Raw genomic sequence first — 25,808 nt, 5'->3', positions numbered from 1 at the left:
GTCCCGCGTGGCGGGCTGTGTCGCGCGGGGTGTGTGGCGGTGCCCGCCTGGGGACCACCGCGCCGCGGGACGAGCGGAGGTGTCTGTCGGAGGTGTCCGACTAGCCCTGCTTCACCAGGGTGTACATGACGGAGCGCTGCCGCTTGTGGCGTCGGATACGTCCCTTGGCGACCAGGGCTTCGAGGGTGTTCCGAACCACCTGGGGTGTGGGGTTGCGGTCCGGGTGTTTCTCGAGAAGCTCGTCCCGCAGCTCCTTCGCCAGACGCGGTTCCTCGTAGCTGAGCAGGTCTGCCAGCAGGTCGCCGAGCAGAGGCTGCCGCGACTTCCCCTCCGGGTGGGCCTTCGTCGTCCTGGAGGCCGGAGTGGATTTGGTCGACGCGGAGCGTCGTGCAGCGGCTCGGGCCGGAGCTCGCTTCGTCTTCGCGGCGACGGGCTCGTCCTGCGACTGTTCGGGCAGGCGGGACGCGTCCGCGAAACCCTCGTACCGCTCGGCGAGGTTGAGGATGTCCGCCAGGAGGCCTTCCTCCTGTTTCAACACCGTGATCCTCTCCGCCAGCTCCTGCTGTTTCCGGCGGTTCTCCTCCAGATCCGATGCGGTTTGTGCTACGTACCGCGATCGGAGCGTGGAGGCTGATTGGCTGGTCACACCGTTCACTCCCTCGATATGAATGACGTTGCGCATGGTACCCACGCCGAGGGGTCCGTGCGGAAAAGTGTCAGCGCCAGATGGTTCGTCCGGCATGCCCACTGTTCACGATAGGCGCTGATGTGCCTGCGCATGTCGGAAGTGTGGACCTTTTTGACCTCCTGAGGAGGCGACAACATCACTCGTACGAGGTTCCCTCTGGACATACTGCCCGGTAAGTGTGTCGTAGAACCACCGCGCTGACTACCCTGGGTACGCGTTGTATGTGTCGGGCGGTGTTGCACTCCTCCAGGGACGAGTGCGGGACGGACACCTGGTCGAGGAAGTCGAGGTGGCCGCCCTCAGGCAGATGCGTCGGCGTGGTTGTTTCTGGTCCTCGCGGCGCCGGTCCCTTGAGGCGGTGCCGGTCGCGCGGTGAGGGGAGTCCTTCCTGCTTGCCGTCGCGCTGGAGATCGCCCGGAGTGGCTCCGCGCGGGCACCCTGGGGGAGGGTGCCCGGGGGATCCGCGAGGTGGTCGTGACACTGCACGAGTCGCACATCGCGCGGGGCGGCTACGAGCGGAGCGTGTGACCCGCGCACCATGTATCTCGGCGCGGGCTCCGTGCCGGGTGGTTCAAATCGGAGATCAGCGAAGTGAACGGCCCGGAAAGCCCCTGGTGCGATGGCGTGTTCCGGCGTCGGACGACCACCTCGTGAGCACGTGTGTTCGCTGATTGAAGGTCGCGATGCCACGGCGGCACAAGTGCAGCATGATTCCGACACCTTCGTTGCCCAAAGTGTGAACGCGGGGGGATACCTACAGCCCGGTCCCCGGTCGCCGCACGACACAGAACCAGGATGGTTCAGAACGCCCTGGCTACGCTCCTCACGGCAATGTCCCGGTCCGATCTGCCCGGCACCAACATGAGGGAACACGGGAGCGGCCTTGTCTCGTATGCCGGGAAGATGCTGGGCGACCACGGACTCAAGAGCCGTCACCGCAACGCCCAGCGCAAGCTGCGGAGCGCCGTGCGGCCCGAGGCCGCCTGAAGCGGCTTGGGTGACGTCGACTGCGGCTGGGTGAGCGCTACCTGGGAGAGATGCCGACTCGAAGACTCTCCGCTTCGAGCCGGCCGATGCAGGCGATGGACGTCGGATGGTTGCTGCCGCCTCCGCCCCCATCCCACCCTTGGCCGAGCAAGTGGCAGCGGCAGACGCGACGTTCGCGATGCCCGACTGTCCCACCCCGGTAAGGCCCGCCGGCGACAGCGGCACAGGCAGCAGCACGCACTCGACTCGCCGTTCCGTCAGGGCATGTTCAAGCGCCGGTGGTAGGACGGGAGAGGACCGGCGTTCGCCAGGACGGCGGCGCAGGCGGTGTTGGTGGCGCAGGCCGGGCCGGGGTCGCGGGGAGGCAGCAGGGTGTTGTCGGTGAATGCGAGGCGGTGGGGGTCTCCGCAGCCCTCCTCCGGGTTCTGCTTGTCGGCCGGGGGCCAGGCTCCGGGGAACTCCCGTCGTTCGAGCCAGGCGGGCATGGCGTCGTCCCAGAAGTTGCCTCGGTAACGCACGTTCTGAACAGGGCGGTTGCCCCATTCCTCGCTGCAACCGCCGATGGAGGCAACGTAGTTGTAGACCGTGTTGCGGTCCACGGTGACCCAGTTTGTGCTGTCGTCGGTGTAGATCCCGACGTTCCAGTCGCCGTACTTGCTGTCGGTGACCGCGTTGCCGCTGATGACGGCCCCGTCGGCGAAGGAGCTGCCCTGTTCGCCACGCAGGTAGATGCCCCCTCCGTCCTGGAGGAGCCTGTTCGTCGCGAAGACGCGATTGTCGAGGATGCGGTTGCGGCGCATGATGCCCCGCAGGTCGTCACCGGGCCCGGAGAGGATGCCTGTGTAGGGCACGTTGTCGACCTGGTTGTGGGCGATGGTGGTCTCCTGGGTCGCGGTGTCCCAGATGCCGGAGGCCGCGTGGTACTCCGCGCCGATGTGGTGGATCCAGTTGTTGGTGATCCGGTTGCCGCGGTTGGTCCCCTTCTGGTCGGGCGGGACCACACCCATCAGGATGCCGCCGTCGGAGACGTCACTGATGACGTTGCCGTCGACGACGTTGTACGAGCTGTTGTCGGACAACTCCAGTGCCTGGCCGCCCAGGTGGGTGAAACGGTTTCCCTCAAAGGTGATCCGCTCGGCGGTGTGGAAGGCGATCGTGCCTGGCACGGTGAGCAACCTCGCGTCTTTGCCCTTCCCCGGCCGCAGGTACATGCTCCATGCGGAGGGAAACCCGGCGGGTTCGCTGGGCGCCAGCCAGGTGGCGTACGCGAACGTCAGGCCGCGGAAGCCGATGTCGTGGAGGGGGCGGCCGGGCCGGCCGGTGCCGGTGACCAGGGTCTCCAGGACCGGGGCGACTGCCCTGACCTGGCGCATGTCCTCCCCGGGCCGCGGGAAGTAGAGCAACTCGTGGTGTCCGGGCCGGGAGCGGTCGAGATACCAGCTGCCGGGCTTGCGCGTGAAGCCGGGGGAGTTCTCCACACTGTTAGGCGCTTCGAGCAACTCCGTGCCCCCGTACAGCTCTTGGGCCAGATCCCAGCACGGCTGGTCCATGGTGATGGTGGTCCGGTGGGCGCTTCCGGAGACCCCTGCGACTCCGCAGCGGCCCTCGACATAGCCGGATCGGTACACGTACTCGATGTCGCCGGGGTTCCGCCAGGTTCGCGGGACGGTACTGGTGGTGACGTAACCGGTCCTGGTTGCCTTCAGCGTGCCCGGGAAGCCCGCACCGTCGCGAGTGAGCCGCGTGGCGCGCCGGCCCTCGACGTAGAGCTGGCGGGTCTCGAGCCCGCCCACGTCCGCGCGCCAGGATCCCCTTAGTTGCTGGTCCGGCCGCCACGCGGAGATCTGACGGCCGCCACTGATCGTCACCCGCTCCTGCCGCGGCGTCCCGTGGCCGTAGGCCTGGTAGATCACCCGGTGGCCGCCCCGGCCGGAGTCCCCCGCGGCCTCCGACAGACGCAACGGCGCCTTGAGTTGGTACGTCCCCCCGCGCAGGTTCACCACCAGGTCCGACGTCATCCGCGGCGTTTGGGCGCGTACGGCCTGTTGCGCGCGTGCCGGTGTGGCGAAGGGTCGGTCGAGGGTGCCGGGCCAGAAGTCCTTGCCCCAGGGAGCAACGTACAGCTGCGTGGGAGTCGCCGTTGGGCCCGGTAAGGCCGACGTCGGGGACGGTACGGCCGCCACCGCGAGCCCGATCGCCACCGCCGCCTGCGTCACGGCGCCGGCCCTTGTCCGTGTACGGAAGATCGCCATGCTGCCTCCTCGATGGACGGAGTTCCACCCTGGGGCAGCACGCGATGGAGCGCAGTCGTCCTGAGGTAGCGGAATCGTCGACCAAAGTCGCAATCGCCGGCCGCATCCCGCAGGACGCCGTGACGCACCAAACTCACGACCACGGCCTTCGCGCTGATCCTGTGCCGGGGTACAGGATCAGACGAAGGCCGCCTTTTCACGTCCGTTGGTCTGCGAAAAAGCCGACCAACTTGGAGTCGCGTTCGACACCCGCCGACGGCTGAACCCCGTGTTCCGCCGGGACCGCGCGCCGCCCAGGCGAGTGGGTCAGTGTGCGGTCATGGCCGGCGTGGTCTTCTTGCGTGCGCGGTAGGCGGCGGCCTTGATCTTGTTGCCGCAGGACTCCATGCCGCACCACTGGCGCCGCATGCCCCGGGAGCGGTCGATGTAGACGCGCGTGCACTCGGGGTTGCCGCATTCCTTGATCAGGGGGACGTCCGGGCCGCTGAGCAGTTCAACGGCCTGCCGGGCGACGGTCGCCAGCGCCTGCTCGGGCGTCGCCTCGGTGTGCCGGCCCGTGAGTGTGAGCTGGGGCGTCACGGGGGTCTTGCGCGCGGCGGCGTTGACCACGGCGAGCGCCTCCCGGTCGAACTCCTCGCCTAGCCGGCGGTCGGTGACGAGGCGGTAGAGGGCCTCGCGTACGGCCGTCGCCTGCCGGACGTCGCTTTCCTCGCCGGGAGTGATCGTGTCCACCAGCCCGGACTCCACGTACCAGGCGTTCAGCCGCTCCGGCGTCACGAACATCTCGAACCGGGTGGAGCGCCGAGCTCGGAGCGTGGCGGCGAAGTCGAGGGCCGGGTGTCCGCATACGAATACATGGTCAAGATTCACATCACCATCTTGACAGGTGACTCCTGTCGGACGCAAGCAGTGTCACCCCTCCAAGCGGTGCTCGCGGCCCTGCCAGCGTCGGCGCAACCAGCGGTCGTGGCTCGCCACCACGATCGCGCCGGGGCCGGGGCCCAGTGCGGCCTCCAGTTCGTCGCACAGCACAGGGGAGAGGTGGTTGGTCGGCTCGTCGAGCAGCAACAGCTGGGGTGGGTGGGCCACCAGCAGGGCCAGTGCCAGGCGCCGGCGCTGGCCGACAGACACCTGCCCGACCGGTTTGTCCAGGTCCGCCCGGTGCATCAGACCGAGCGAGCCCAGCGGCACTTTCGCGGCCCGTGCCGTACCCAGCGACAGGTCGTAGGTGTCCCGGACCGTGCGGTCGGGCCGAGCGAACACGGTGTCCTGGGTGAGCAGCCCGACCGTCACCCGGTGGCGTCGGTGCACCTCCCCCTCGGCCGGGAGGCGTCCGGCGAGTACGGCGAGCAGTGTCGACTTGCCCGTCCCGTTGCCGCCCGTGATCAGGAGGCGGTCCGTCGCCGAAACCTCCAAGCCGACCGGTGCGAGCCGGTCGGGCACCCGCACCTCGTGCAGGGACACCAGGGGCAGCGGGCCCTCCTCGGCGCGCGCGGCCAGTTCTCCGGCCGCGAACCGCAGCGCGCGCGGCGGTTCGCCGACCTGCGTGCGCTCCAGATCCTCCAGTCGCCGGGTGGCATTGCGAACCCGACGGGAGATCTGGTTCTGCACCCGGCCCGCCCGATGGCCGTAACCCATCTTCTCGTTGTCGGTGCGGCCGCGGTCCGGCGCGACCCGATGAGCGGTCACGCCCGCCGTCTGCCGCAGCTCCGCAAGTTCCTCCTGTTCCTCGGCGTACCGCCGCTCCCACCGCTCCCGTTCGGCGCGCTTTTCGGCGAGGTAGGCGCTGTAGTTGCCGCCGTGGCGGACGGGGCCGTCGACCGCCGCGTCGAGGTCCACGATGTCCGTGCAGACGGCGTCGAGGAACGCCCGGTCATGGCCGGCGACGACCACGGTTCCGGGCAGGCCGCGGATCTGCTCCTCCAGGAAGACGGCGGCGCTGTCGTCGAGGTGGTTCGTCGGCTCGTCCAGTAGCAGCGCCGACGGCCGCCGTACGAGCAGGGCGGCCAGGGCGAGACGACCGCGCTGCCCGCCGGAGAGCGAGTCGAGCGTGCGGTCGTGCCCGAAAGCGCCGAGGCCCAGGCCGTCCAGGACCAGGGCCGCACGGCGGTCGGCGTCCCAGGATTCCCGGTCCTGGGCCTGCTCCAGGCACCTGCCGTAGGAGTCGAGGAGTTCCTGGTGGCCGGGGGCGTCCTCGGGGACCCGGGCGAGTTCCTCGCCGAGCCGGTCCAGCTCGGCGAGGTCCTCGCGGGCCTCGCGCAGTGCCTCGTCCAGCACTACGGCGATGGTGGCGTCAGCGTCGTACGGCATCTCCTGGTGGAGGAAGCCCAGGTCGGCGGGGCGGGTGACGCTTCCCGCGTCGGGCCGGTCAACGCCGGCGAGCACACGCAGCAGGGTGGACTTGCCGACGCCGTTCTCCCCGATCAGGCCGATGCGGTGGCCGGGGGAGGCGGTCAGGGAGATGCCGTCGAGGACGCGTCGTCCGCCGAGGTGGCGGACGAGGTCGTGGGCGAGCAGGGCTGGCTGGGGCATGGGGAACCTTCCGACGTGTAGGTGTTCGGCCCGCGGGGCGTGTCGCCTCGGACGCGGGCTGCTTCACACGTCGGCGGGTCACACCGCGGGGGCTCCCGTTTCCTTGAGTGTGCCGTCGGCCAGTCGCAGCCAGCGGTTCACACCGATCTCGGCGAGGAACCGCTCGTCGTGGCTGACCACCATGAACGCGCCCTGATAGGAGTTGAGCGCGCTCTCCAGCTGGCCTGCACTGACCAGATCGAGGTTGTTGGTCGGCTCGTCGAGCAGGAGCAGCTGCGGGGCCGGTTCGGCGCACAACACGCAGGCCAGGGTGGCGCGCAGTCGTTCTCCGCCGGAGAGCACTCCGACCGGCAGGTGCGCCCGCGCGCCCCGGAAGAGGAAGTGGGCGAGCAGGTTCATGCGCTCCGCCTCGGGCCGGTCGGGTGCGAACGCGGCGAAGTTCTCCGCCACCGTGCGGTCCAGGTCCAGTAGGTCCAGGCGCTGCGAGAGGTAGGCGATGCGGCCGTCGTTACGCTTGATCTCCCCTCCGTCCGGGGCGAGTTCGCCTGTGACAAGTCGCATCAGGGTGGTCTTTCCGGCGCCGTTGGGCCCGGTCAGCGCGATGCGTTCGGGGCCGCGGACGGTCAGGTCGACACCGCCCGTGGCGAACACGTCCTGGTCCCCGAGGCGGACCCGCAGTCCCTCGCCGAGGAACAGGTTGCGTCCGGCGGGCACCTGGGTGCCGGGCAGGTCCAGGGTGATGCGCTGCTCGTCGCGCAGCGCGCGGCCGGCCTCGTCGAGGCGGGCCTTGGCTTCGCCGATCCGTGAGGCGTGCATCTGGCCGGCCCGGCCTGCGGACTCCTGCGCGCCTCGCTTCATGTTGCCGGCGAAGATCTTGGGCAGGCCGGCGTTCTTGAGGTTGCGGGCGGCGTTGCTCGCGCGGCGCTCAGCGCGTTCGCGGGCCTGCTGCATCTCCCGCTTCTCGCGCTTCAGTTCCTGCTCGGCGTTGCGGACGTTCTTCTCGGCCGTCTCCTGCTCGGCGCGCACGGCCTCCTCGTACGCGGTGAAGTTGCCGCCGTAGAGGCGCAGTTCGTCGCTGCTCAGCTCGGCGATGCGTTCCATGCGGTCGAGCAGGGCGCGGTCGTGGCTGACCAGGAGCAGGGTGCCGGTGAAGTCCCCCAGCACGTCGTACAGCTTGTGCCGGGCCTGGAGGTCGAGGTTGTTGGTGGGCTCGTCGAGCAGCAGCACGTCAGGGCGCCGGAGGAGCTGGGCGGCCAGGCCGAGCGAGACGGCCTGGCCGCCGCTGAGCGTGCTCAGGCTGCGGTCCAGGGCGAGGTCGGCGAGGCCCAGCCGGTCGAGCTGGGCGCGGGTGCGTTCCTCGATGTCCCAGTCGTCGCCGATGGTGGTGAAGTGTTCCTCGTCGACGTCGCCGGACTCGACGGCGTCCAGAGCGCGGATCACGGCGGCGATGCCGAGCACCTCGGCGACCGTGAGGTTCCCGGCCAGGGGCAGGCTCTGCGGGAGGTGGCCCAGGGTGCCGTCGACGGTCAACGTGCCGGTGACGGGCTTGAGTTCGCCGGCGATCAGTTTGAGCAGGGTGCTCTTGCCGGAGCCGTTGGGGGCGACCAGGCCGGTGCGGCCGGCGGTCACGGTGAAGGACAGGTCCTGAAGGACCGGGGTGTCGTCGGACCAGGCGAAGGAGAGGTTCGAGCAGACGACGGACGCGTCGGACATGGGGATGACCTCGGGCGGTTTGAGGGCAGGAATCAGAGCTCTGCCCTGGGCAGACATGGAAAAGGGGGTACGACGAGACGTGCCACGTCGGCGGCGCTGCTGAGCGCCGGCCGGTGGCCGTCAGATCCGGATCTCATCCGGAGATGTCGTCTTCACCCACCACGTCTGTGCCTCCTCGATACACGTTCAACGTCTCGCACAGCCTAACAGCCGTCGTCCTGCTGGGCCGGATGTCTGGGCCGCACCCTGCCACATACGTGTGCGCCAGTGGCTCCCTGTTGACAACCCGGAGAACGCCATGTCAGCATCGTCACCTGTTAAATCGGTGACGGCGTCGGGATGGCTCGGCAGAGTTCACACATGTCGGAAGGGGCGCACACCATGGCGGAAAGACCGAGGATCGGGGGCGCACCCGTGGGCCGGCGGACGATGCTGGGCATGCTCGGCGCGGGCGCGGCAGGACTCGCCACCGCGCCCTACCTCCAGCGTGGCTGGGAGGGGTTTCTCGGCGCGGCCTCGCAGATCGATGCCACGGGGCTGACCGGTCTGCTGCCCAATCCGGGCGGCTTCCGGTACTACAGCGTCGTCGGCTCGGTGCCGCACAAGAACGAGAAGGACTACGAACTCACGGTCGGCGGACTGGTGGAGCGGCCGAAGACCTACACGCTCGACGCGTTGCGCGCTATGCCGCAGACCCGGGTCGTCCACGACGTCCTGTGTACCGACGGATGGCGCGTGGAGAAGACGCCGTTCGAGGGTGTGAAGCTGGCGGACATCCTCGACGACGCAGGGGTGCGCTCTCCGGGTGCGGCGATCCGGTTCACCTGCTTCGACGGCGCCTACAGCGAAAGCCTCACTCTGGAGCAGGCGCGGCGTTCGGACGTCCTGGTCGCGCTGAACATGCAGGACAAACCCATCACGCACGAGCACGGCGGACCGGTCCCCCTCTACGTGGCCCCCATGTACTTCTACAAGTCGGCCAAGTGGCTCTCCGGTATCTCGGTCACCGACAAGGTCGTTCCCGGCTACTGGGAGGAGCGCGGCTATGCGGTCGACGGCTGGCTCGACGACGCCGACCGGCACGCGGCCTGAACGAGGCGGCAGGGTCCGCCGGTTCAGCACCGCCGAGCGCCTGATCCACCGGGCCACGGGCCATCTGCTGCTGCTGTGCCTGGTCTCTGCCGCCTGCCTCTACCTCGCGCCGGTGGCCCAGCTCGTCGGACGACGGCATCTGATGGTCACGGTCCATGAGTGGTCCGGCATCGCGCTTCCGCTGCCCACCCTGCTGGGGCTCCTCTCTCCCGCCTTCCGCGCGGACCTGCGCAGGCTCAACCGCTCCGCGGTGTACGACCGTCAGTGGCTGCGTGCCGTCCGCAGGCGCCGGAAGTCTCCCGAGGCCCGCCCGGCCGGCAAGTTCAACGCGGGCCAGAAGCTCTACGCAGGCTGGATCGCCGGCGCCGTGCCGGTGATGATGTTCACCGGCCTGTTGATGTGGTTCATGGGGCTGCTGCCCTTCATCTCCCGTACCAGCGCGATCTTCGTCCACGACATCCTGGCCTGGGCGATCACGTTTGTCCTGCTCGGCCACATGCGCAAGGCGTTCGAGGACCCCGAGGCGAGGCTGGGGATGCGTACCGGATACGTCAGCCGGTCCTGGGCTCAGCGGCATCACTCGCGGTGGCTGCGGGAGGAGCAGGTCAGCGACCTGTCCGAGCGGCGGACCGTCGAATGACCTAACACCCCTGTCTGCCCGGCCCGGTCGGTGTTCCTGGGTGTGAACCGTCAAGTGACTGTTGTCGGGATGTGTGATGCATAGCCAGAGTGGGACCGGGCGAGAGTGACCGGCCCGCTCGTTCACCGGAGTTCGACCCACCTCTTCCGTCACCTGTTTAGCCGGTGATAGCGTTCGGGTCGGGCCTCCGCCACATGTGACGTACATATGTGTTGCCGTGGGCCAGGCCCACACCTTCTTCTTCGATGGGAAACCAATGAGACGACTTCTGACTGTCCTTGCGGCCGGTGTGCCGCTGGCCGCGGCGGTGTATCTGCCGACCGCCTCGGCGGAGTCCCAGGACGGATCCGCCTCCACGCCGTTCGTCTGCTCGGCGCCGTCCGTGAAAGCGCCGGCCGGGACCAGGGTGGAGGCCGTGACCGCGGTCAGCCAGACGGGCGGCACCATCACCGGTACCGGCGCCCTGGGCGGTACCGTCTCGGGCGTCCCCGCGTACTGCGAGGTGACGGTCACCCTCACTCACCCGGGCGCCGGCGACCACGCCAAGGTGCGGACCTGGCTGCCCGTCAGCGGTTGGAACGGCCGTTTCCAGGGGCTCGGCGGCGCCGCCTACCTGGCAGGCGACAACGGCGTCGCTCTGGGCACCGCCGTCAAGAACGGCTACGCCGCCGTCAGCACCGACGCCGGTGTCGGCGACGCCCTGGACACCAGCTGGGCGCTGAACAGCGAAGGCCGGGTCAACACGGCACTGCTGAAGAACTTCGCCTCCCGTTCCCAGCACGAGGGGGCGGTCGTCGGCAAGGAGGTCGTCGACGGGGTCTACGGCAAGGCTCCCGCCTACTCCTACTTCACCGGCTGCTCCACCGGCGGACGCCAGGGCTATATGGAGGCCCAGCGCTACCCCGACGACTACGACGGCATCCTCGCCGATGCTCCCGCCGTCAACTGGGATGAGTTCGAGGTCGCCACCCTGTGGCCGCAGGTGGTCATGAACAACGAGAAGACCTACCCGTCCACGTGTGAGTTCGACGCCTTCACCAACGCCGCGGTCAAGGCCTGCGACTCCCTGGACGGCGTCAAGGACGGCCTGGTCGACGACCCGTCCCGCTGCGACTTCGAGCCGCGCCGGCTGATCGGCACCAAGGTCGTGTGCGAGGGCAAGGAGCTGACCATCACGGCGGCCGACGCTACCGTCGTGGGCAAGATCTGGGACGGTCCGCGCACCGCCTCCGGCAAGAAGCTGTGGTCCGGCGTCCCCATCGGGGCCGACCTGACGGCTCTGGCCGGCCTCGCTCCGCCCGCGTCCGACGGTAGCGTCACGGGAGCGCCGTTCCCGGTGCCCGCCGCCTGGGTCAAGCTCTGGGTGGCGAAGGACCCGGCCCTCGACATCTCGAAGATCACCTACGACCGGTTCGCGCAGTTGTTCAAGCAGTCCCAGGCCGAGTACGACAAGGTCATCGGCACGGACGACCCGGACCTGTCCGGATTCCGCAAGTCCGGCGGCAAGCTGCTGAGCTGGCACGGCCAGGCCGACCAGTACATCCCCACCCAGGGCACCGTGAAGTACCGCGAGCGGGTCGAGCGCGAGATGGGCGGAGCCAAGCGGGTCGACGACTTCTACCGTCTCTTCCTCGCCCCGGGCACCAACCACTGCGGTCTCAACGGCGCTGACGGCTCGGCCGACGGTCTCGCCGCGCTGACCGCCTGGGTCGAGCACGGCAAGGCGCCCAGGACGCTGCCCGCCACCCTGATCAACGCATCCCAGCAGAAGGTCACACGTGACCTGTGCAGCTACCCGCAGGTGTCCCGCTACAACGGCCACGGCGACCCGGCCCTCGCCTCCAGCTTCCGCTGCGTCTCCCCGTCCCGGCGCTGACCGGGGCCGAGGACGACTCCCTGACCTGAGAAGGGCCGAACCCACATGAGCACGCAGACATCGACGCCGGTGCATCCGGCAGCCGCCACGGACGAACGCTCCTCTCTGCCGAGGCTGCACCTGGGCCGCGGTGTCCTGCTGCGCACGCGGACCGTCTGACGCCGTATCCCTTCTGTTCCGTCCCGGCCCGCGCTCTCACGGCGCGGGTCGGGACGTCTGCCGTGCGGGCTCGTCCTGCTCGGTGCGCCATTGCGCAGTGTCGTCAGCCGACGCGGTAGCGCACCGGTAGAGACAGCACGCCGCGAATGATGCCGGAGCTGATCCACTCCAAGGAGTCCGCCGGGGCGGCGAGTTCCAGGTCGGGGACGCGGGAGAGCAGGGTGCGCAGAGCGATGGTCGTCTCCAGGCGGGCGAGCGGGGCGCCCAGGCAGTAGTGGATGCCGTGCCCGAAGGCCAGATGACGGGCGCCCGGCCGGGTCACATCGAGAGCGGTCGCGTCGTCGTCCTCGGCCTGCGGGGCGTCGCGCCCTGCCGCACCGAGAGCTACGACGACCATGCTGCCCCGCGGGATCGGCACGCCGCCCAGTTCGATGTCCTGCGCCGCGTAGCGACTGGTGGAGCGCTCGACGGAGGTGTCGTAGCGCAGGAACTCCTCCACCGCGCCCGGCATCAGCTCGGGCCGTGCGCGCAACAGCCGTAGCTGATCGGGGTGTTGCAGCAGGGCCAGCACGGCGTTGCCCAACAGGTTCACGGTGCTCTCGTGACCGGCGACGACCAGCATCATGGCAGTGCCCACGAGCTCCTCCTCGGTCAGTCGGCCGTCCTCCTCGTCGTGCACGGCGACCAGGGCGGACAGCAGGTCGTCGTGGGGGCGGCGGCGTTTGTCCTCGATGAGGTCGGCCAGCAGCGTGTGCAGACCGGCCAGCGCCGGGCGGTGTTCGGGCGAGGCCACCCGCAGGGCCTGTCCCGACCAGCGGCGGAAGTCGAGGTGGTGCTCCTCGGGGATGCCGAGGAGTTCGGCGATGACGGTGCCCGGCAGCGGGGCGTTGAACGCCTCGACGAGGTCGGCCTCGCCCGCCAGGGGCAGTGCGTCGATCAGGTCATGGGCGATCTGCTCGATGCGCGGCGCCAGTTCGGCCGTACGACGTGGGGTGAAGGCGGCCGCGGCCAGCCGGCGCAGCCGGGTGTGCTCGGGCGGGTCGGCCTCCATCATCTGCGCACCGAGCCCGACCGAGGGCTTGTTGAGGACGTAGCCGGCGGCGGCCAGGGCCTCGGCGGCGGGCGTGGCGTCCTTGAGCAGGGCGGGGTGAGTCAGCGCCTCCCGGGCCAGCTCGTGGCCCACGATCACCCATCCCTTCAGGCCCAGGTGGAACTCGGCCGGATGGATGGGCCCGAACTCCCGAAGCAGGGCGTACCGCGCGGGGGCGTCCGCTTTGAAGGCGGGGTCGATGACCACCCTGCCGTCCTGATAGGGGCACTTCTGATGCGGGCTCATGGTGCGTCTCTTCCCTTCTGGCGGTCCTGATACGTCCGGGGCGGGACGGTGCGGGCAGGTCGTCCTTGTCCGCAGGTCGCCGCGCTGCATGAGAACGAGCCGGTCTCCGCGCAGGTTCAGGCGACGGGTGCGGAGCCGGACACGTCTGAGGGGCATGCGCGGTGCGCATGCCCCTCAGACGTCGAAAGGACTCAGTTGTCACTGTTGAAGATGGTCAGCACGCGCAGCACTTCGAGATAGATCCACACCAGCGTCGTGGTGAGGCCGAAGGCGGCCAGCCACGCCTCCTCGCGCGGGGCACCGTAGGCGACGGCGTCCTCGACCTGCTTGAAGTCCATTGCGAGGAAGGCCGCGCCGAGCAGGACGCCGATGACGCCGAAGAGGATGCCGAGGCCGCCGCTGTGGAAGCCGAGACCGTTGCCCGCGCCGAAGGCGGAGAACAGGAGGTCGGCGACCAGCAGCAGAAGGAAGCCGGTCGCGGCGGCGGCGACGAACCCGGTGAACCTCTGGGTCACCCGGATCCAGCGCCTCCGGTACGCGACGAGCACACCCGCGGACACCGCGAAGGTGCCGAGCACCGCTTGTACGACCACACCCGGCGCGACGTAGGTGGAGATCGTGCTGGAGAGGACGCCGAGGAAGACACCCTCGAACGCTGCGTACCCGAGGATCAGTGCCGGGGACGGTGTCCGCCTGAATGCCTGGACCAGCGACAGGACGAAGGCGACGAGAGCAGCGCCCACTGCGATGCCGTAGGACCGGCCGATGTTCGTCTCGTCGACGGGCAGCAGGAGCCAGGACAGCACCGCTGTCAGGGCCACGGTGCCGAGCGTCGTCCCGGTGCGGACGATGACGTCGTCCATTGTCACCGCGGTCCCGTCGGTCCGCGGTGACGTGTCGGCGCCGGGGGCGTAGGGATTGGTCGCCTGGTCGTCCGTCGGCAGGCCTCCGACCGCGGCAGCTACAGGTCGGCGCGTGTAGGTGTCTGCCGGCCCGGCGTCACGGGCGGCACCCCAGCGGGAAAAGATCGGGTTGCTGGATCTCATGTCATTCCTCCTTGTTCGCCGCACACTCGCGGCCTGCGGCAAAGCGTTGCCGTCGGGGTGCCGGGGGTGGCACACGTGTGCCCCTGGCCGTGCACCGGGCCGACGACGGCAACCCCGTGCGTCACCACTCTGACAGGTGACGCGATGCGAAGCAAGTCATCCGTGCGTGCACCGGGTAAGGGGTCATTCGGACGCTGCTCCCGGACGGTCGAGCAGCTCTGTGAGGAAGTCGTCCCAGTTCAGGCTCTCCATCTCCGCCTCGGCCGAGGTGATCCGGTACGTCGCGTCGAGCCACAGCGCCAGCGGTGCCGCCGGCACCTCGAACAGGGCTTCAACCTCCTGTGATTCGAGAAGCAGCCAGGAAGAGGGCCGTTCCCTCGGCAGCGCCGGCCACATCCGTACGTCGCCGCAGCCGCTCATCGACGTCAGTCCGTGATGCAGGAGTTCGCGACCGACGCGCCAGATGAGGCTCGGTCCTCGCTCCGACAGGAACTCGACCGTGATCACGGCGGGCATGTCCGGGTCGAAACGGAACTCCGCACGTATCGGCAACGGGGTGAACTCGTCGAGCATTTGGTCGAGGTCCAGGAACAACGAAGGCACAAGCTCGGGCGCCGAACGCGCCTGCAGGGGTGACTGATCGCGGTGCATGACAGGAGTTCCCCTCCGTCGGACGAAGTCTGCGCCTACAAGTCTTCGCCGCGAACAGAACCCACACATCGGTCACTTGACGGTCAAACGACGTCGCCCGCGAGGGGGTCTGGCGGCATCCAGGCGACCGAGGAGCGGCTCCGGGAGGCGTCGAACGCGCTGCGCGGAAGGTGACGTAAGTCAATTGGCTGCGGCGGGTGAATGGCGCCGTGGCTGCTGTGTGGGACTTTCAAAACACCACCTAGCGGAGTCCAAACCCCGCCGTTCGCGGATAGGTCCATTCGTCAGGTTTTCGCCAGGACACACTTCACCGCGCTCGAACTGCCGGCCCGCTCACGCTTGAGCGGAGACCGACAGCCCAGAGCTGTTCGAGGCGGACCATTCCCTCATTCGCTTCACCGCTGAGGTGGTCCGGCACCCACATGTCTGCGACGAGGTCTTCGCCGAGGCTCGCCGGTTCCTCAGCGACCGCGAACTGGTCGAGGTGCTACAAGTGGCAGGCCACTACTGGTCGTTCGGACGCATCGCCACCGTGCTGAACGTCGAGGTGACCAAGGTGTACGACGACGAACCGGTACTCGACACCGGCGCCTGTCGCCCGAGGCCGGCCCCGGGCGACCTCCTCGTGGCGCAGTCCCTTGACCCGTTCGTGCGGAGTCGGACCCGGGCAGGTCGCACTCATGTGGTGTCAGCCGCGCCTGACGAGCCCAGAGAAGGCGCCGGGGTGGGGTTGGGATATGCGCTTCACGTTCTCCGGCGTCGTCCGGCCGGGCTGGGCGCGGTTCAGGTGTGAGGGGGCAGGTTCTTTCCCAGGCAGAAACCTGACTCTCCCGCGGACGAGACCGGTGACGGATGGTGGATGTGTGCCCGGCACGGACCGGGTGCTCCAAGACATCCTCCGTCACCGTCTCTCAGGAAGTGTTGTTTCCATGGCCAGGACCCGTGTCAGTTTCGACAGCGCCGGCATCGAGATCGCTGCGCACCTCTACACCCCCGACAGCCCTGTCGCCGGGCGCCGTCCGGCGCTGGTGGTCGGACACCCCGGGATCGGGGTGAAGGAACAGACCTCCGGTACCTACGCGCAGTTGATGGCCGAGCGCGGGTTCGTCAGCCTCGCCTTCGACGCCGCCTACCAGGGCGAGTCCGGCGGCCTGCCCCGCGGACTGGAAGACCCTGCCCAGCGCGTGGAGGACTTCAAGGCAGCCGTCTCGTATCTCATCACCCGCGACGAGGTCGACCCCGACCGCATCGGCCTGCTCGGTATCTGTGCCTCCGGCGGCTACTCGCTGGCCGCCACCGGCGGCGACCACCGTGTCAGGGCCGTCGCCACCGTGTCCACCGCCGAACCTGCCCGCCAGTTCCGTTACGGCGCTGACGGCTCCCAGGACCCGGCCGTCTTCCAGACTCTCCTGGGCGCCGCCGCCCAGGCCCGCACCCGCGCCGCCCGCGGCGAGGACCCCGGTGTGATGACGATGTTCCCCGACACGGCCGAACAAGCGGGCGCCCTCGGGGGTGAACACGGCGTCGAGGGCTGGGAGTACTACTGCGGTCCCCGCGGCCACCACGAGCGCTCCGCGAAATACCTCGCCTGGGACAGCATCGAGAAGATGGCCTCCAGCGACGTCTTCCGCGCCGTCCCTCTCATCGCCCCTCGCCCCATTCTGCAGGTCATCGGCGAACGCGCCGTCACCGCGTGGATGGCCGTCGAGGCCCACCAGGCCGCCACCGGCCCGAAAGAACTCCACCGCATCCCCGGCGCCAGCCACGTCGACCTCTACGACAAGCGGGAATACATCGACCCCGCCATCGACAAGCTCACCGATTACTTCACCACCAATCTCGGCAAATGACCGACCGAGACCGCGTACACAGAACATGACGCAGGAGCCGTTCGACCTGCGCCTCCGGCCGCAGGGCCTGCGGCCGGCTCGTGATCACCCCGGACGCGTAGCCGAGGCCTACGGGCCGGCACTCCTCGGCCTCGCAAAACGGAACACCGGGCTGAGGTCGCGACCGAGGCCCTGGAACGGGCCCGGTGTCGGGGGAGTTGGGCGTTCCTCGAAGGCGCCGTCACCTCGGCGCTGCGGGTACTGGACTGACACGGCACGGCACGGCCGTCAAGACGGACTGTTGCTCGCAGCTTCCTCGCAGCGCGAAGGTCCGCCTGGTCGGATCCGAGCCTCTCGTCGAGCAAACCCGGCCTCGACGAACCAGGAGTCACACCCCTCTTCGGTCACCGCCTTGACAGGTGACGAGACCACGTGGGAATGTTTCGTCACCGGTCAGAACGGTTACTTCTCGTGAGGATATCCCATGGCAGTCGTACGGTTCCATCTCGTCTCCCAGCTCGGTCCGAAGGATGTCCTGGAGGTGCTGACCGACTTCAGCCCCGCTCGCGCCGAGGCCTGGCCCACGATCGACGCCGAGCACTTCGAGGTTCACGAACTCGGCGACACCTGGGCCGAGGTCACCGAGGGGACCCCTGCGGCCTGGGAGCGCGCTCGCTACGAGTGGGAGCCGGCCGGTGACACGGTCACCATCACCACGCTCGACTCGAAGCTCTTCGGAGCCGGCGGTGGCTGGGTCTTCCGGATGACGCCCGAGGGCGAAGGCACGCGGGTCGACGTCGAGCTGACGCGGCAGCCGAGCACGGTCAAGGGCAAGATGCTCGCCGCCCTCCTTCCCCTCGCCGCACCTGCATCACTGCGCAAGTCCTTCGCGAGGCCGCTGCAGGCGAGTTGACGTGCTCACGGTTCTTGAGTCGGGGCTGGCGGCTCAGATCAGTCCCCGGGCTGTGGCCCTGCCTCCGTCTGGAAGCGGGTGTCGGCGCCCAGCCTCGTCAGGACGGCAACGCCAAGCGACCCGCGGGTATAGCGCTTCGCGCGGCTCAGGACTCGAGGAACTCAAGTGCCCTTGTCACGAATTCATCGTGGTACTGGAAGATTCCAGCGTGTCCGGCATCGGGGTAGAGGGGGACCAGTTCGCTTCGGGGCAGGCGGGCAGCCAGGTCGATTGTGTTGTGGCTGGGTACCATCCGGTCGTTCTCACCGTTGGCCACGAGGACCGGTTGGCGAATCCGCGCCAGATCGGACGGTGTCCGGCGACCCCATTGCTTGATGGCCTTCAGCTGAGCGCGGAAGGACGGCAGTGAGATGTCCTTGTCGCGGTTGTGGGTGCGCTCCTGCAGTCGTTCCAGGAAGGCACGCCCGGCCTGTCTGCCGCCCGCGGTCCCGGTGAAGAAGAGGGAGAGTTTGGGATCCTGGCGGGTCAGAGTGCCCTTGAGCGTGGCTTGGACGGTGAGGGCCGGGACCTTGTCGATGCCCTGCCCTCCGGCGGGGCCCGTGCCCGCGAGGATGACCTTGCGCACGAGGCCCGGTTCTTCCTCCGCGATGACCTGCGCGATGAACCCGCCCATCGACAGGCCGAGCAGATCGACCTGGTCGAACCCGAGAGCTCGGATGAACAGCACCGCGTCGCGCGCCATAGTCTCGATCGTGTTCGGCGTGGAGCCGCTCGACCCGCCCACCCCACGGTTGTCGAACGCGATGACCCGCCGCCGTGCGGCGAGTCCGTCGACGACACGTGGATCCCAGTTGTCCAGGACGCCGGCCAGGTGAACCAGCAGGATCAGCGGTACGCCGTCATCGGGGCCGAGTTCCCGGTAGACGAAGTCCTCACCGCGAACGGACACGGAGCCGGTCGGCGCGTTCTTGTACGACGATGCCGAGGGGGAGGGGAGATTCCGCGGAGCGGACATGTCGGGTCCTTCTGGCAGCAGGGGTGTCAGGGCACTTCTCGTCGTCCCAGGCGTTGCTGGTCCCGGCGTTCGTGGCGGATCTCGATCGCCGGACCAGGACTGTTGCTCAGCTCATCTTGATGACGACCTTGCCGGCCTTCGCGCGGCCCGCTTCGACGTACTCCAGCGCTTCTCGGGCCGACTCGAAGGGGAACACCGTGTCGACCACGGGCCGGATCTTGCCCGCCTCGATGAGATGGGTGAGCTCGCGCAGCTGGTCGCCGCTGGCCTTCATGAAGAGGAACGAATACGTCACGTTGCGGCGTCGGGCGCGTCGGCGGATCCGGAAACTCAGCGCGGACATCACCAGTCGGACGACCGGATTCGCTCCCAGCTCCCTCGCGAAAGCAGCGTCCGGCGGGCCCGCGACACTGATGACCTTGCCGCCGGGCTTGAGTACGTCCAGGGACTTCAGAAGCGTTTCGCCGCCGAGTGAGTCCAGGACGACGTCGTAGTCGTGCAGCACCGTCTCGAAAGCTTGCTTCTTGTAGTCGACGACGACGTCCGCGCCCAGGCGCTTCACCAGGTCGACGTTGGCCGTGCTTGCGGTGGTCGCCACGTGCGCGCCCAGCTGCTTCGCCAGTTGGATGGCGATGGTGCCCAGACCGCCGGAACCCGCGTGGACGAGGACCTTCTGGCCCGGCTGAATGTCCGCGCGCTCGACGAGCACCTGCCACGAAGTCAGGGCGACCAGGGGAAGGGACGCCGACTCCTCCATGGTCAGCGTGGCAGGCTTGACCGCAATGTCGTCCTGGTGGACCGCGATGAGTTCGGCGAACGTACCGATCCGGTCCTTGTCGGGCCGCGCGAAAACCTCGTCGCCCACAGCGAAACGTGTGACGGCCGTCCCCACCTTGACCACTACGCCGGCGAGGTCGTTGCCCAGGATGAACGGGACGCGGTACGGCAGAATCGTCTTCATCTCCCCGTCCCTGATCATGCGGTCGAGCGGATTGATGCTCGCGGCCTGGATGTGGACCAGGACGTCGTGCGAGCCCACCGTCGGGTCCGGGACGTCGCCGGCACGCAGGCCGGCCTTGTCTCCGTAGCGTTCTACCGTGAAGGCCCTCATGGTCGTCTCCTTACCTCGTCCGCCGGGGGACGAGGGTGGTGCGCTACCGGGCTTTCCCTCGGGGGCGGCAGCGATTCGTGGGGGGGGGCAGGCCCCGAAGCGGGTCGATGGCCAACCGTATTAAATTACGGTCATAATTGTATGTCCTTGGTCGGAAGACCGCAAGTGGACTCGACTCGGGGTTGTCTGGGTGTACCCGCCGGTGGGGATGCATGGCCGGCTGGGCGCCCGACGCTCGGCCCTTCAGTGAGAAGGTCATAGGTGTCATGGCCAAGCCCGACGCCGATCTGGAAGGCATGCTGCTCCTGTTCTGCCCCGAGACGGAGGCGGCCCGTGCTCCGGGCACTCCGCCCCATGTCTCGGCCCGGCTCGCCGACGGCGCTCCCGCGGTCTCCGAGACGGCGGCGCAGGGCATGCTCACCGCAGCGGGCGCTCTGCCGGCAGCCCCCTTCAGCGAGGTGCAGGCGGAGCTGGAGGCGATCAAGCAGCCCGTCCTCTACGCCAACGGCCTGGACGACGTGATGATCCCCGCCTCTTCCAATACGCCAAGGCCTTCACCAAGCAGGTGACCGACTTCCTCGCCTCCTGAACTCGCCGACCGCGCCGCCGCTCCTGGCCGATGGAGGGGCGGTGGCGTGTCGCACAGGCGCCGCCTTGCGTGACCGTGAGGCGGCGCCTGTGCGTTTGTCCGGCGTCACCATCGAGAGCGCTGGCCGGCAGTCTGCGCTGTGGGCCGTTGCATGACTTCCTGGAAGGGCCTGGCTGTCAGGCCCGCTTCGGGCCGCTGTGCACGTCGAGCCGTCGACGCCGTCTCCCTGGCCCAGTGGCGAGAGACGTACCGGCCTCCGTACAAGAACGCCCCGACTCGCGCCCTCACCGCCGGGGGAGTGACCTTCGCCTACCGCGGGCTGGGTCCCAGGTCCGGTAGGCCGGTTGTCTTCATCACGCACCTTGCCGCGGTGCTCGACAACTGGGATCCCCGGGGCGTCGACGGTATTGCCGCCAAGCGCCGGGTGATCACGTTCGACAACCGGGGCGTCGGCGCGTCCAGCGGCTCGACGCCGAAGAGCATTCAGGAGATGGCGAAGGACGCCGTCACCTTCATCCGGGCGCTTGGGCTCGAGCACGTGGACATCCACGGCTTTTCGATGGGCGGCATGATCGCCCAGGTGATCGCGGAGACCGTCCCGGACCTCGTCCGCAGGCTGATCCTCACGGGCACCGGTCCTGCGGGTGGTGAAGGCATCAAGAACGTGACCCGGTTGTCCCATCTCGACACCGTCCGGGCGCTGCTCACCCTCCAGGACCCGAAGCAGTTCCTCTTCTTCACCCGCACCGCCAACGGGCGTCGGGCCGGGAAGGAGTTCTTGGCCAGCCTGAAGGAGCGCACCCAGGACCGGGACAAGGCGATCTCCCTCGCGGCGTACGGTGCCCAGCTCAAGGTCATCCACCGATGGGGGCTGGAGCGGCCCCAGGATCTCTCCGTGATCCACCAGCCGGTGCTCGTTGCCAACGGCGACGACGACAGGATGGTTCCGACCCCGAACTCGGTTGACCTGGCGCGGCGAGTGCCGAACGGTGAGCTGGTGATCTACCCCGACGCCGGCCACGGCGGCATCTTCCAGTTCCACCGGCAGTTCGTGGAGACGGCTCTCGAGTTCCTCGAACGGCAGGGTATTGGCCTCAGAACCGTACTGCCCTTTGGGTGAGCGGCTCGAGCCACCTGTTCGGAGTGGCCGACCTGCTTGTTCCTGGCTGCAGAGGGTGGATCTTCCAGCTCGTCAGCAGGGCGACGGCGTCTCGGCACGAGGAGCGCCATGTGGTGTCGGCGGTTGTGTTCCTTTCCTTCGCGTCGGCAGTTCGGTCCGGCCGGGTTCGCGACGGTGCTCGATGACGAGATCGGAGTCCGCGATGATTCGGGCGAGGTCGCGGAAGCCCCCACGAACTGCGTGTACAGCCGCGAACCTCGCCCCGGGGCGTCCGGGGCGTCGCTGCTCCGGCCTCGGCGTGCAGAAGCAGAGCGCGGCGGAGGTGGGCAGCCCCGGCCCGGGATTGACCGCCCCGTCAGCGGATGAACGTGAGGCCGTTCTCAATTCCCTGCTCAAGCACCTCGTCGGCGAACTTGCGCTCGGAGAGCGCGCGGGACAACTGCAGCGTTCCCACCATCATCGTGTAGAGCCCGATGGCGGTTCCGCGAGCGGACTGCGGATCCCCGGGTGACAGACGGGCGGCGATCTCTTCCAGGATGGCCCGCGCACCGTCGGTGTAGGCCTGCTTGGTCCCGTCCCCACAGCGGCCGATCTCGTCGAGCAGGGCGGCGGAGGGGCATCCATCGCCGGGATCGTCCCGATGCTCGGGCGACAGATACTGGCGCACAAGGTCCTCGAGCCCCGGGCGGCCCGGTCGCAGAGTGCCGTAACTCGCGATCTGCGTGCGCAGCTGGTCGGTGACGACATGGGCGACGAGGTCGTCCTTGGACTCGAAGTGGGCGTAGAAAGCTCCGTTGGTGAGCCCGGCGTCCGACATCAGAGTGGAGATGCCGGAGCCGTCCAGCCCGTCCTGCTTGAACCGATGACCGGCCTTCTCGATGATCCGTTGCCGCGTCACCTGCTTGTGCTCCTTGGTGTAGCGCACCACTGGCTTCCTCCGTTCACTCCGTGGATCCATTGCCTCGCGCCCCATCTTAATCTATGGTCTGACGCACGTAATATTACGATCGGCAGATAACTGTGCGGCTGGTCTGTCGCTGTCAGAAGAGATGAGGCACGCCGTGACTGATGTTCCCTTCCGATCCGTCGTGGATCAGTCACGTGCGCTGGCGGCAGGCGAGATCTCGAGCGAGGAGCTCGTCGAGCTCTACCTCGAGCGAATCGCCACCCACAATCCCGTGTTGAACGCGGTGGTGACGCTCGACCCCGAGCGGGCCCGCCGCGAGGCCGCGGAAGCGGACGCCGCGCGGGCGGCGGGGCAGGACCTCGGTCCGCTGCACGGCGTACCGATCACGGTGAAGGACAGCTTCGAGACGGCCGGGATGCGCACCGTCTGCGGGCGCACGGATCTCAAGGACTACGTGCCCGACCAGGACGCCGAGGCGGTCAAGCGGCTGCGTGCGGCCGGCACCGTGATCATGGGGAAGAGCAACATGCCTCCGGGCAACCAGGACGTTCAGGCCGACAACCCGGTGTTCGGTCCTTCGTCGAATCCGTGGGACACGACCCGCACGTCGGGCGGGTCCGCGGGAGGCGGTGCCGTCGCGACCGCCGCGGGCCTGACGTCGTTCGACTTCGGCTCGGAGATCGGCGGGTCGACCAGGATCCCGTCTCATTTCAACGGCCTGTACGGCCACAAGTCGACCTGGCGGTCGATACCCCTCATCGGGCATGTGCCCTACGGCCCGGGTCCGGGACGGTGGACGGACGCCGACATGGGTTGCGGCGGCGCGCAGGTCCGCGACGCCCGAGACCTCGTCCCGATCCTGCGGGGAACGGTCGGGACAGCCGACTACGACGGCGGTTTCAGCTACACACTCGCACCGGCGCGCGCGACCAGGCTCGCCGACTTCCGGGTCGCCGTATGGAGTGAGGATCCCGCGTGTCCGGTCGACAGTGACATCGCGACAGCCATGGACGACGTGGTCGCCGTGCTGAGCGCGGCCGGTGCGAAGGTCACCGTCCAGCCCGCGAGTCTCCCCATCGACATCGCGACAAATCACCGTAAGGCCTTTCTGCCCCTGCTCTACGGCGCGGGAGACCGCACCGGCCTCGCTCCTGCCTCCAGCGCCGCGACGCTGGCCCGGTTCGTCCAGCATCCGCGCGGCGACGCCGGTCCCGCCCTGCTCGGAACCTTCCAGTCCCACTACCACTGGCTGCAGGCCCACATGCTGCGCAACGAGATCCGGCAGCGGTGGTTTTCGTTCTTCCAGGACTACGACATCGTGCTCATGCCGATCACCCCGACGGCCGCCCCCGCCCACCACAACAAGCCGATCGACTGGTTCGGTCGGCCCTTCGAGGTCGACGGTGTGCGCCGCCCCTACTGGGACCAGGTCAAGTGGAGCGCCGTTGCCAACGTCTCCGGCGGGCCGGCGACGACCATCCCGGTGCGCAGAAGCAGCAGCGGACTGCCCATCGGCCTGCAGGCCATGGGCCCGAGCGGAGGCGATCTGACCACCATCGAGTTCGCCGCCCTGCTGGGCCGGGAAGTGGACGGCTTCGTGCCGCCTCCGGCCTTCGTCCAGTCCCGGACCGCCTGACTCCGACCGCCAGTCCCGGACCCTCAGCCCCGACCGTCCGCCGCGAGAAGCAGGAAAACGACGATGCACAACCCCAGCCGCAACGCGTCACGACTGCTGACGGACTCCGTGTCCCGCTACCCGGAGCGCACCGCAATCGTCTTCGGCGATGACCAGATCTCCTACGCCGACCTCGACGCCGCTGCCAACCGCGTCGCGAACCTGCTCGTCTCGCGCGGGATCCAGCCGGGGGACAAAGTCGCACTGTCCTGCCCCAACCTGCCCCACTTCTCCAGCATCTACTTCGGCATCCTCAAGGCCGGGGCCGCGGTCGTACCGCTGAACGTGTTGCTGAAGGCCCGCGAGGTCGCCTACCACCTCGCCGACTCCGACGCGAAGGCGTACTTCGCCTTCCAGGGCACGCCGGAGCTGCCGATCGGAGAGGCCGCGTGGGAGGGGTTCCGGGCGGGCGCGGGCTGCACCGAGTTCTTCCTGATCGAGAGCGGTGGCGCGCCCTGGTCCGGCGGCGGGACGCCGGAGTCGTACACCACGGTCGTGGCCGAGCAGCCCGAGACGTTCCGGACGGTCGAACGCGACGAGGACGACACCGCGGTGGTCCTCTACACATCCGGCACGACCGGCCACCCCAAGGGCGCGGAACTGCGTCACCGCAACGTGTACGACAACGCACGCGCCGGCATCGACCTGTTCGCCTCCGATCCGGAGCGCCCCGACACCTACCTGTGTGTGCTGCCGCTGTTCCATGCGTTCGGCCAGACCGTCATCCAAAACGGCGCCTTCGCCTTCGGCGGGACGATCGTGATGCAGCCGAGGTTCGAAGCGCAGGCAGCCCTGCGTCTCATGCTCGCCCACGAGGTGACGTTCTTCGCCGGGGTCCCGACGATGTACTGGGGTCTTCTCGCGGCACTCGACGACACGGTCGACGTCGCCCGACTGTCCGCGAGCCTGCGCGTGGCGGTGGCCGGTGGTTCAGCGCTGCCCGCCGAGATCCACAAGCAGTTCGAAAGCCGCTTCGGGGTCACGATCCTCGAGGGATACGGACTGTCCGAGACCTCCCCGATCGCATCCTTCTCCCGGTTCGGCGAGGCACCCCGGGTCGGGTCGATCGGGGTGCCCGTTCCGGGCGTGGAGATGAAACTCATCCACGACGACTGGTCCGAGGTCAAAGGGGGCCCCGACGAAATCGGGGAGATCGCGATCAAGGGACACAACGTCATGAAGGGCTACTACAAGCGGCCCGAAGCCACGGCCGAGGCCATCAGGGAGGGCTGGTTCCGCTCCGGCGACCTCGCCCGCAGGGACGAGGACGGCTTCTACTACATCGTCGACCGCTCCAAGGACATGATCATCCGCGGCGGATTCAACGTCTACCCACGCGAGTTGGAAGAGGTGCTCATCGAGCACCCCGCGGTCTCGCTCGTCGCCGTCATCGGCGTACCGCACGAATCCCACGGCGAGGAGATCAAGGCCGTCGTGGTGAGGACGGCCGGGAGTGACACGACCGAGGAAGAGCTCGCCGCCTGGGCGAAGGAGCGGCTCGCCGCGTACAAGTACCCGCGCATCGTCCAGTTCGTCGACGCACTGCCCCTGACGTCCACCGGCAAGATCCTCAAGCGTGAACTCTCCTGACCGCGACACCCCCGTCCGGGGTGGCTCGGCTGCGGGTGATGTCCACAGGCTTGGTGGCGAGCTGTCGCAAGTAGCTCGAACGTGGCG

At 68.6% G+C, this 25,808-nt stretch carries 22 protein-coding genes; 11 read left to right on the top strand and 11 right to left on the bottom strand.

Going from position 1 to position 25,808, the window contains the following annotated elements:
* Positions 1 to 100 precede the first annotated feature (100 nt).
* Entirely contained in the window at positions 101 to 646 is a 546-nt protein-coding gene (locus tag ACN6LB_RS29955; protein ID WP_445028593.1) for a hypothetical protein, read from the bottom strand.
* An 873-nt stretch (positions 647 to 1,519) separates the two neighbouring features.
* Here ACN6LB_RS29955 and ACN6LB_RS29950 point away from each other — a divergent pair.
* Positions 1,520 to 1,675: a hypothetical protein gene (locus tag ACN6LB_RS29950; RefSeq protein WP_445028592.1), complete on the top strand. Its 156-nt coding sequence runs from the start codon at positions 1,520 to 1,522 to the stop codon at positions 1,673 to 1,675.
* A gap of 257 nt (positions 1,676 to 1,932) precedes the next feature.
* Here the strand turns inward: ACN6LB_RS29950 and ACN6LB_RS29945 are convergent, their stop codons facing one another.
* The 4 genes from ACN6LB_RS29945 to abc-f form a co-directional block, all read right to left on the bottom strand.
* The gene (locus ACN6LB_RS29945; protein WP_445028591.1) at positions 1,933 to 3,927 is read right to left on the bottom strand and encodes a right-handed parallel beta-helix repeat-containing protein; all 1,995 of its coding nucleotides are present in this window, start codon (positions 3,925 to 3,927) and stop codon (positions 1,933 to 1,935) included.
* A gap of 306 nt (positions 3,928 to 4,233) precedes the next feature.
* On the bottom strand, positions 4,234 to 4,797 hold the full coding sequence (locus ACN6LB_RS29940; RefSeq protein WP_445028590.1) for a CGNR zinc finger domain-containing protein: 564 nt from the start codon (positions 4,795 to 4,797) through the stop codon (positions 4,234 to 4,236).
* A gap of 42 nt (positions 4,798 to 4,839) precedes the next feature.
* Complete coding sequence (locus tag ACN6LB_RS29935; RefSeq protein ID WP_445028589.1) at positions 4,840 to 6,459, bottom strand: ABC-F family ATP-binding cassette domain-containing protein; 1,620 nt, start codon at positions 6,457 to 6,459, stop codon at positions 4,840 to 4,842.
* Between the two features lie 78 nt (positions 6,460 to 6,537).
* Complete coding sequence (abc-f, locus tag ACN6LB_RS29930) at positions 6,538 to 8,172, bottom strand: ribosomal protection-like ABC-F family protein (protein ID WP_445028588.1); 1,635 nt, start codon at positions 8,170 to 8,172, stop codon at positions 6,538 to 6,540.
* Between the two features lie 429 nt (positions 8,173 to 8,601).
* Between abc-f and ACN6LB_RS29925 the strand changes: the two genes are divergently transcribed.
* The 3 genes from ACN6LB_RS29925 (at position 8,602) to ACN6LB_RS29915 (ending at position 11,780) form a co-directional block, all read left to right on the top strand.
* Entirely contained in the window at positions 8,602 to 9,264 is a 663-nt protein-coding gene (locus tag ACN6LB_RS29925) for a molybdopterin-dependent oxidoreductase (protein WP_445028607.1), read from the top strand.
* Positions 9,218 to 9,904, top strand: coding sequence for a cytochrome b/b6 domain-containing protein (locus tag ACN6LB_RS29920; protein ID WP_445028587.1), 687 nt, complete (start codon positions 9,218 to 9,220; stop codon positions 9,902 to 9,904). Before ACN6LB_RS29925 ends, ACN6LB_RS29920 begins: the two co-directional genes overlap by 47 nt.
* A 256-nt stretch (positions 9,905 to 10,160) precedes the next feature.
* Positions 10,161 to 11,780, top strand: a complete 1,620-nt coding sequence (locus ACN6LB_RS29915) for a tannase/feruloyl esterase family alpha/beta hydrolase (RefSeq protein WP_445028586.1) — start codon at positions 10,161 to 10,163, stop codon at positions 11,778 to 11,780.
* A 262-nt stretch (positions 11,781 to 12,042) separates the two neighbouring features.
* Here the strand turns inward: ACN6LB_RS29915 and ACN6LB_RS29910 are convergent, their stop codons facing one another.
* The 3 genes from ACN6LB_RS29910 to ACN6LB_RS29900 all read right to left on the bottom strand — a co-directional run bounded on the left by ACN6LB_RS29910 (position 12,043) and on the right by ACN6LB_RS29900 (position 14,972).
* Positions 12,043 to 13,275, bottom strand: a complete 1,233-nt coding sequence (locus tag ACN6LB_RS29910) for a cytochrome P450 family protein (RefSeq protein ID WP_445028585.1) — start codon at positions 13,273 to 13,275, stop codon at positions 12,043 to 12,045.
* A 191-nt stretch (positions 13,276 to 13,466) separates the two neighbouring features.
* Positions 13,467 to 14,321, bottom strand: coding sequence for a Bax inhibitor-1/YccA family protein (locus ACN6LB_RS29905; protein WP_445028584.1), 855 nt, complete (start codon positions 14,319 to 14,321; stop codon positions 13,467 to 13,469).
* Between the two features lie 183 nt (positions 14,322 to 14,504).
* On the bottom strand, positions 14,505 to 14,972 hold the full coding sequence (locus ACN6LB_RS29900; RefSeq protein ID WP_445028583.1) for an SsgA family sporulation/cell division regulator: 468 nt from the start codon (positions 14,970 to 14,972) through the stop codon (positions 14,505 to 14,507).
* A gap of 493 nt (positions 14,973 to 15,465) precedes the next feature.
* Between ACN6LB_RS29900 and ACN6LB_RS29895 the strand changes: the two genes are divergently transcribed.
* The 3 genes from ACN6LB_RS29895 (at position 15,466) to ACN6LB_RS29885 (ending at position 17,714) form a co-directional block, all read left to right on the top strand.
* Positions 15,466 to 15,765 carry a hypothetical protein gene (locus ACN6LB_RS29895; protein ID WP_445028582.1) on the top strand — a complete coding sequence of 100 codons (300 nt, stop codon included), beginning with the start codon at positions 15,466 to 15,468 and terminating at the stop codon, positions 15,763 to 15,765.
* A gap of 136 nt (positions 15,766 to 15,901) precedes the next feature.
* Positions 15,902 to 16,822 (top strand): alpha/beta hydrolase, encoded by a 921-nt coding sequence (locus ACN6LB_RS29890; RefSeq protein WP_445028581.1) that lies wholly within the window; start codon positions 15,902 to 15,904, stop codon positions 16,820 to 16,822.
* Between the two features lie 463 nt (positions 16,823 to 17,285).
* Positions 17,286 to 17,714, top strand: a complete 429-nt coding sequence (locus ACN6LB_RS29885; protein ID WP_445028580.1) for a hypothetical protein — start codon at positions 17,286 to 17,288, stop codon at positions 17,712 to 17,714.
* A gap of 145 nt (positions 17,715 to 17,859) precedes the next feature.
* Here the strand turns inward: ACN6LB_RS29885 and ACN6LB_RS29880 are convergent, their stop codons facing one another.
* Both ACN6LB_RS29880 and ACN6LB_RS29875 read right to left on the bottom strand, forming a co-directional pair.
* Positions 17,860 to 18,729, bottom strand: coding sequence for an alpha/beta fold hydrolase (locus tag ACN6LB_RS29880; RefSeq protein ID WP_445028579.1), 870 nt, complete (start codon positions 18,727 to 18,729; stop codon positions 17,860 to 17,862).
* Positions 18,730 to 18,835: 106 nt separating this feature from the next.
* Entirely contained in the window at positions 18,836 to 19,840 is a 1,005-nt protein-coding gene (locus ACN6LB_RS29875) for an NADP-dependent oxidoreductase (protein WP_445028578.1), read from the bottom strand.
* A 266-nt stretch (positions 19,841 to 20,106) separates the two neighbouring features.
* Here ACN6LB_RS29875 and ACN6LB_RS29870 point away from each other — a divergent pair, with 266 nt between their 5' ends.
* Positions 20,107 to 20,409 carry a hypothetical protein gene (locus ACN6LB_RS29870; protein ID WP_445028577.1) on the top strand — a complete coding sequence of 101 codons (303 nt, stop codon included), beginning with the start codon at positions 20,107 to 20,109 and terminating at the stop codon, positions 20,407 to 20,409.
* Positions 20,410 to 20,580: 171 nt separating this feature from the next.
* Complete coding sequence (locus ACN6LB_RS29865; protein WP_445028576.1) at positions 20,581 to 21,549, top strand: alpha/beta fold hydrolase; 969 nt, start codon at positions 20,581 to 20,583, stop codon at positions 21,547 to 21,549.
* Between the two features lie 355 nt (positions 21,550 to 21,904).
* Here ACN6LB_RS29865 and ACN6LB_RS29860 read toward each other — a convergent pair whose 3' ends face one another.
* Positions 21,905 to 22,477 carry a TetR/AcrR family transcriptional regulator gene (locus ACN6LB_RS29860; RefSeq protein WP_445028575.1) on the bottom strand — a complete coding sequence of 191 codons (573 nt, stop codon included), beginning with the start codon at positions 22,475 to 22,477 and terminating at the stop codon, positions 21,905 to 21,907.
* A 121-nt stretch (positions 22,478 to 22,598) separates the two neighbouring features.
* Between ACN6LB_RS29860 and ACN6LB_RS29855 the strand changes: the two genes are divergently transcribed.
* Together ACN6LB_RS29855 and ACN6LB_RS29850 are read left to right on the top strand one after the other, a co-directional pair.
* A complete protein-coding gene (locus ACN6LB_RS29855) occupies positions 22,599 to 24,092 on the top strand; it encodes an amidase (RefSeq protein ID WP_445028574.1) in 1,494 nt (497 codons plus the stop codon).
* A gap of 63 nt (positions 24,093 to 24,155) precedes the next feature.
* Complete coding sequence (locus ACN6LB_RS29850) at positions 24,156 to 25,721, top strand: long-chain-fatty-acid--CoA ligase (RefSeq protein ID WP_445028573.1); 1,566 nt, start codon at positions 24,156 to 24,158, stop codon at positions 25,719 to 25,721.
* Positions 25,722 to 25,808 lie beyond the last annotated feature (87 nt).

The organism is Streptomyces sp. SAS_270, assembly GCF_052543295.1.
Note: the sequence above shows the minus strand (reverse complement) of the source record. Positions and strands in the feature narration are given on the sequence as shown.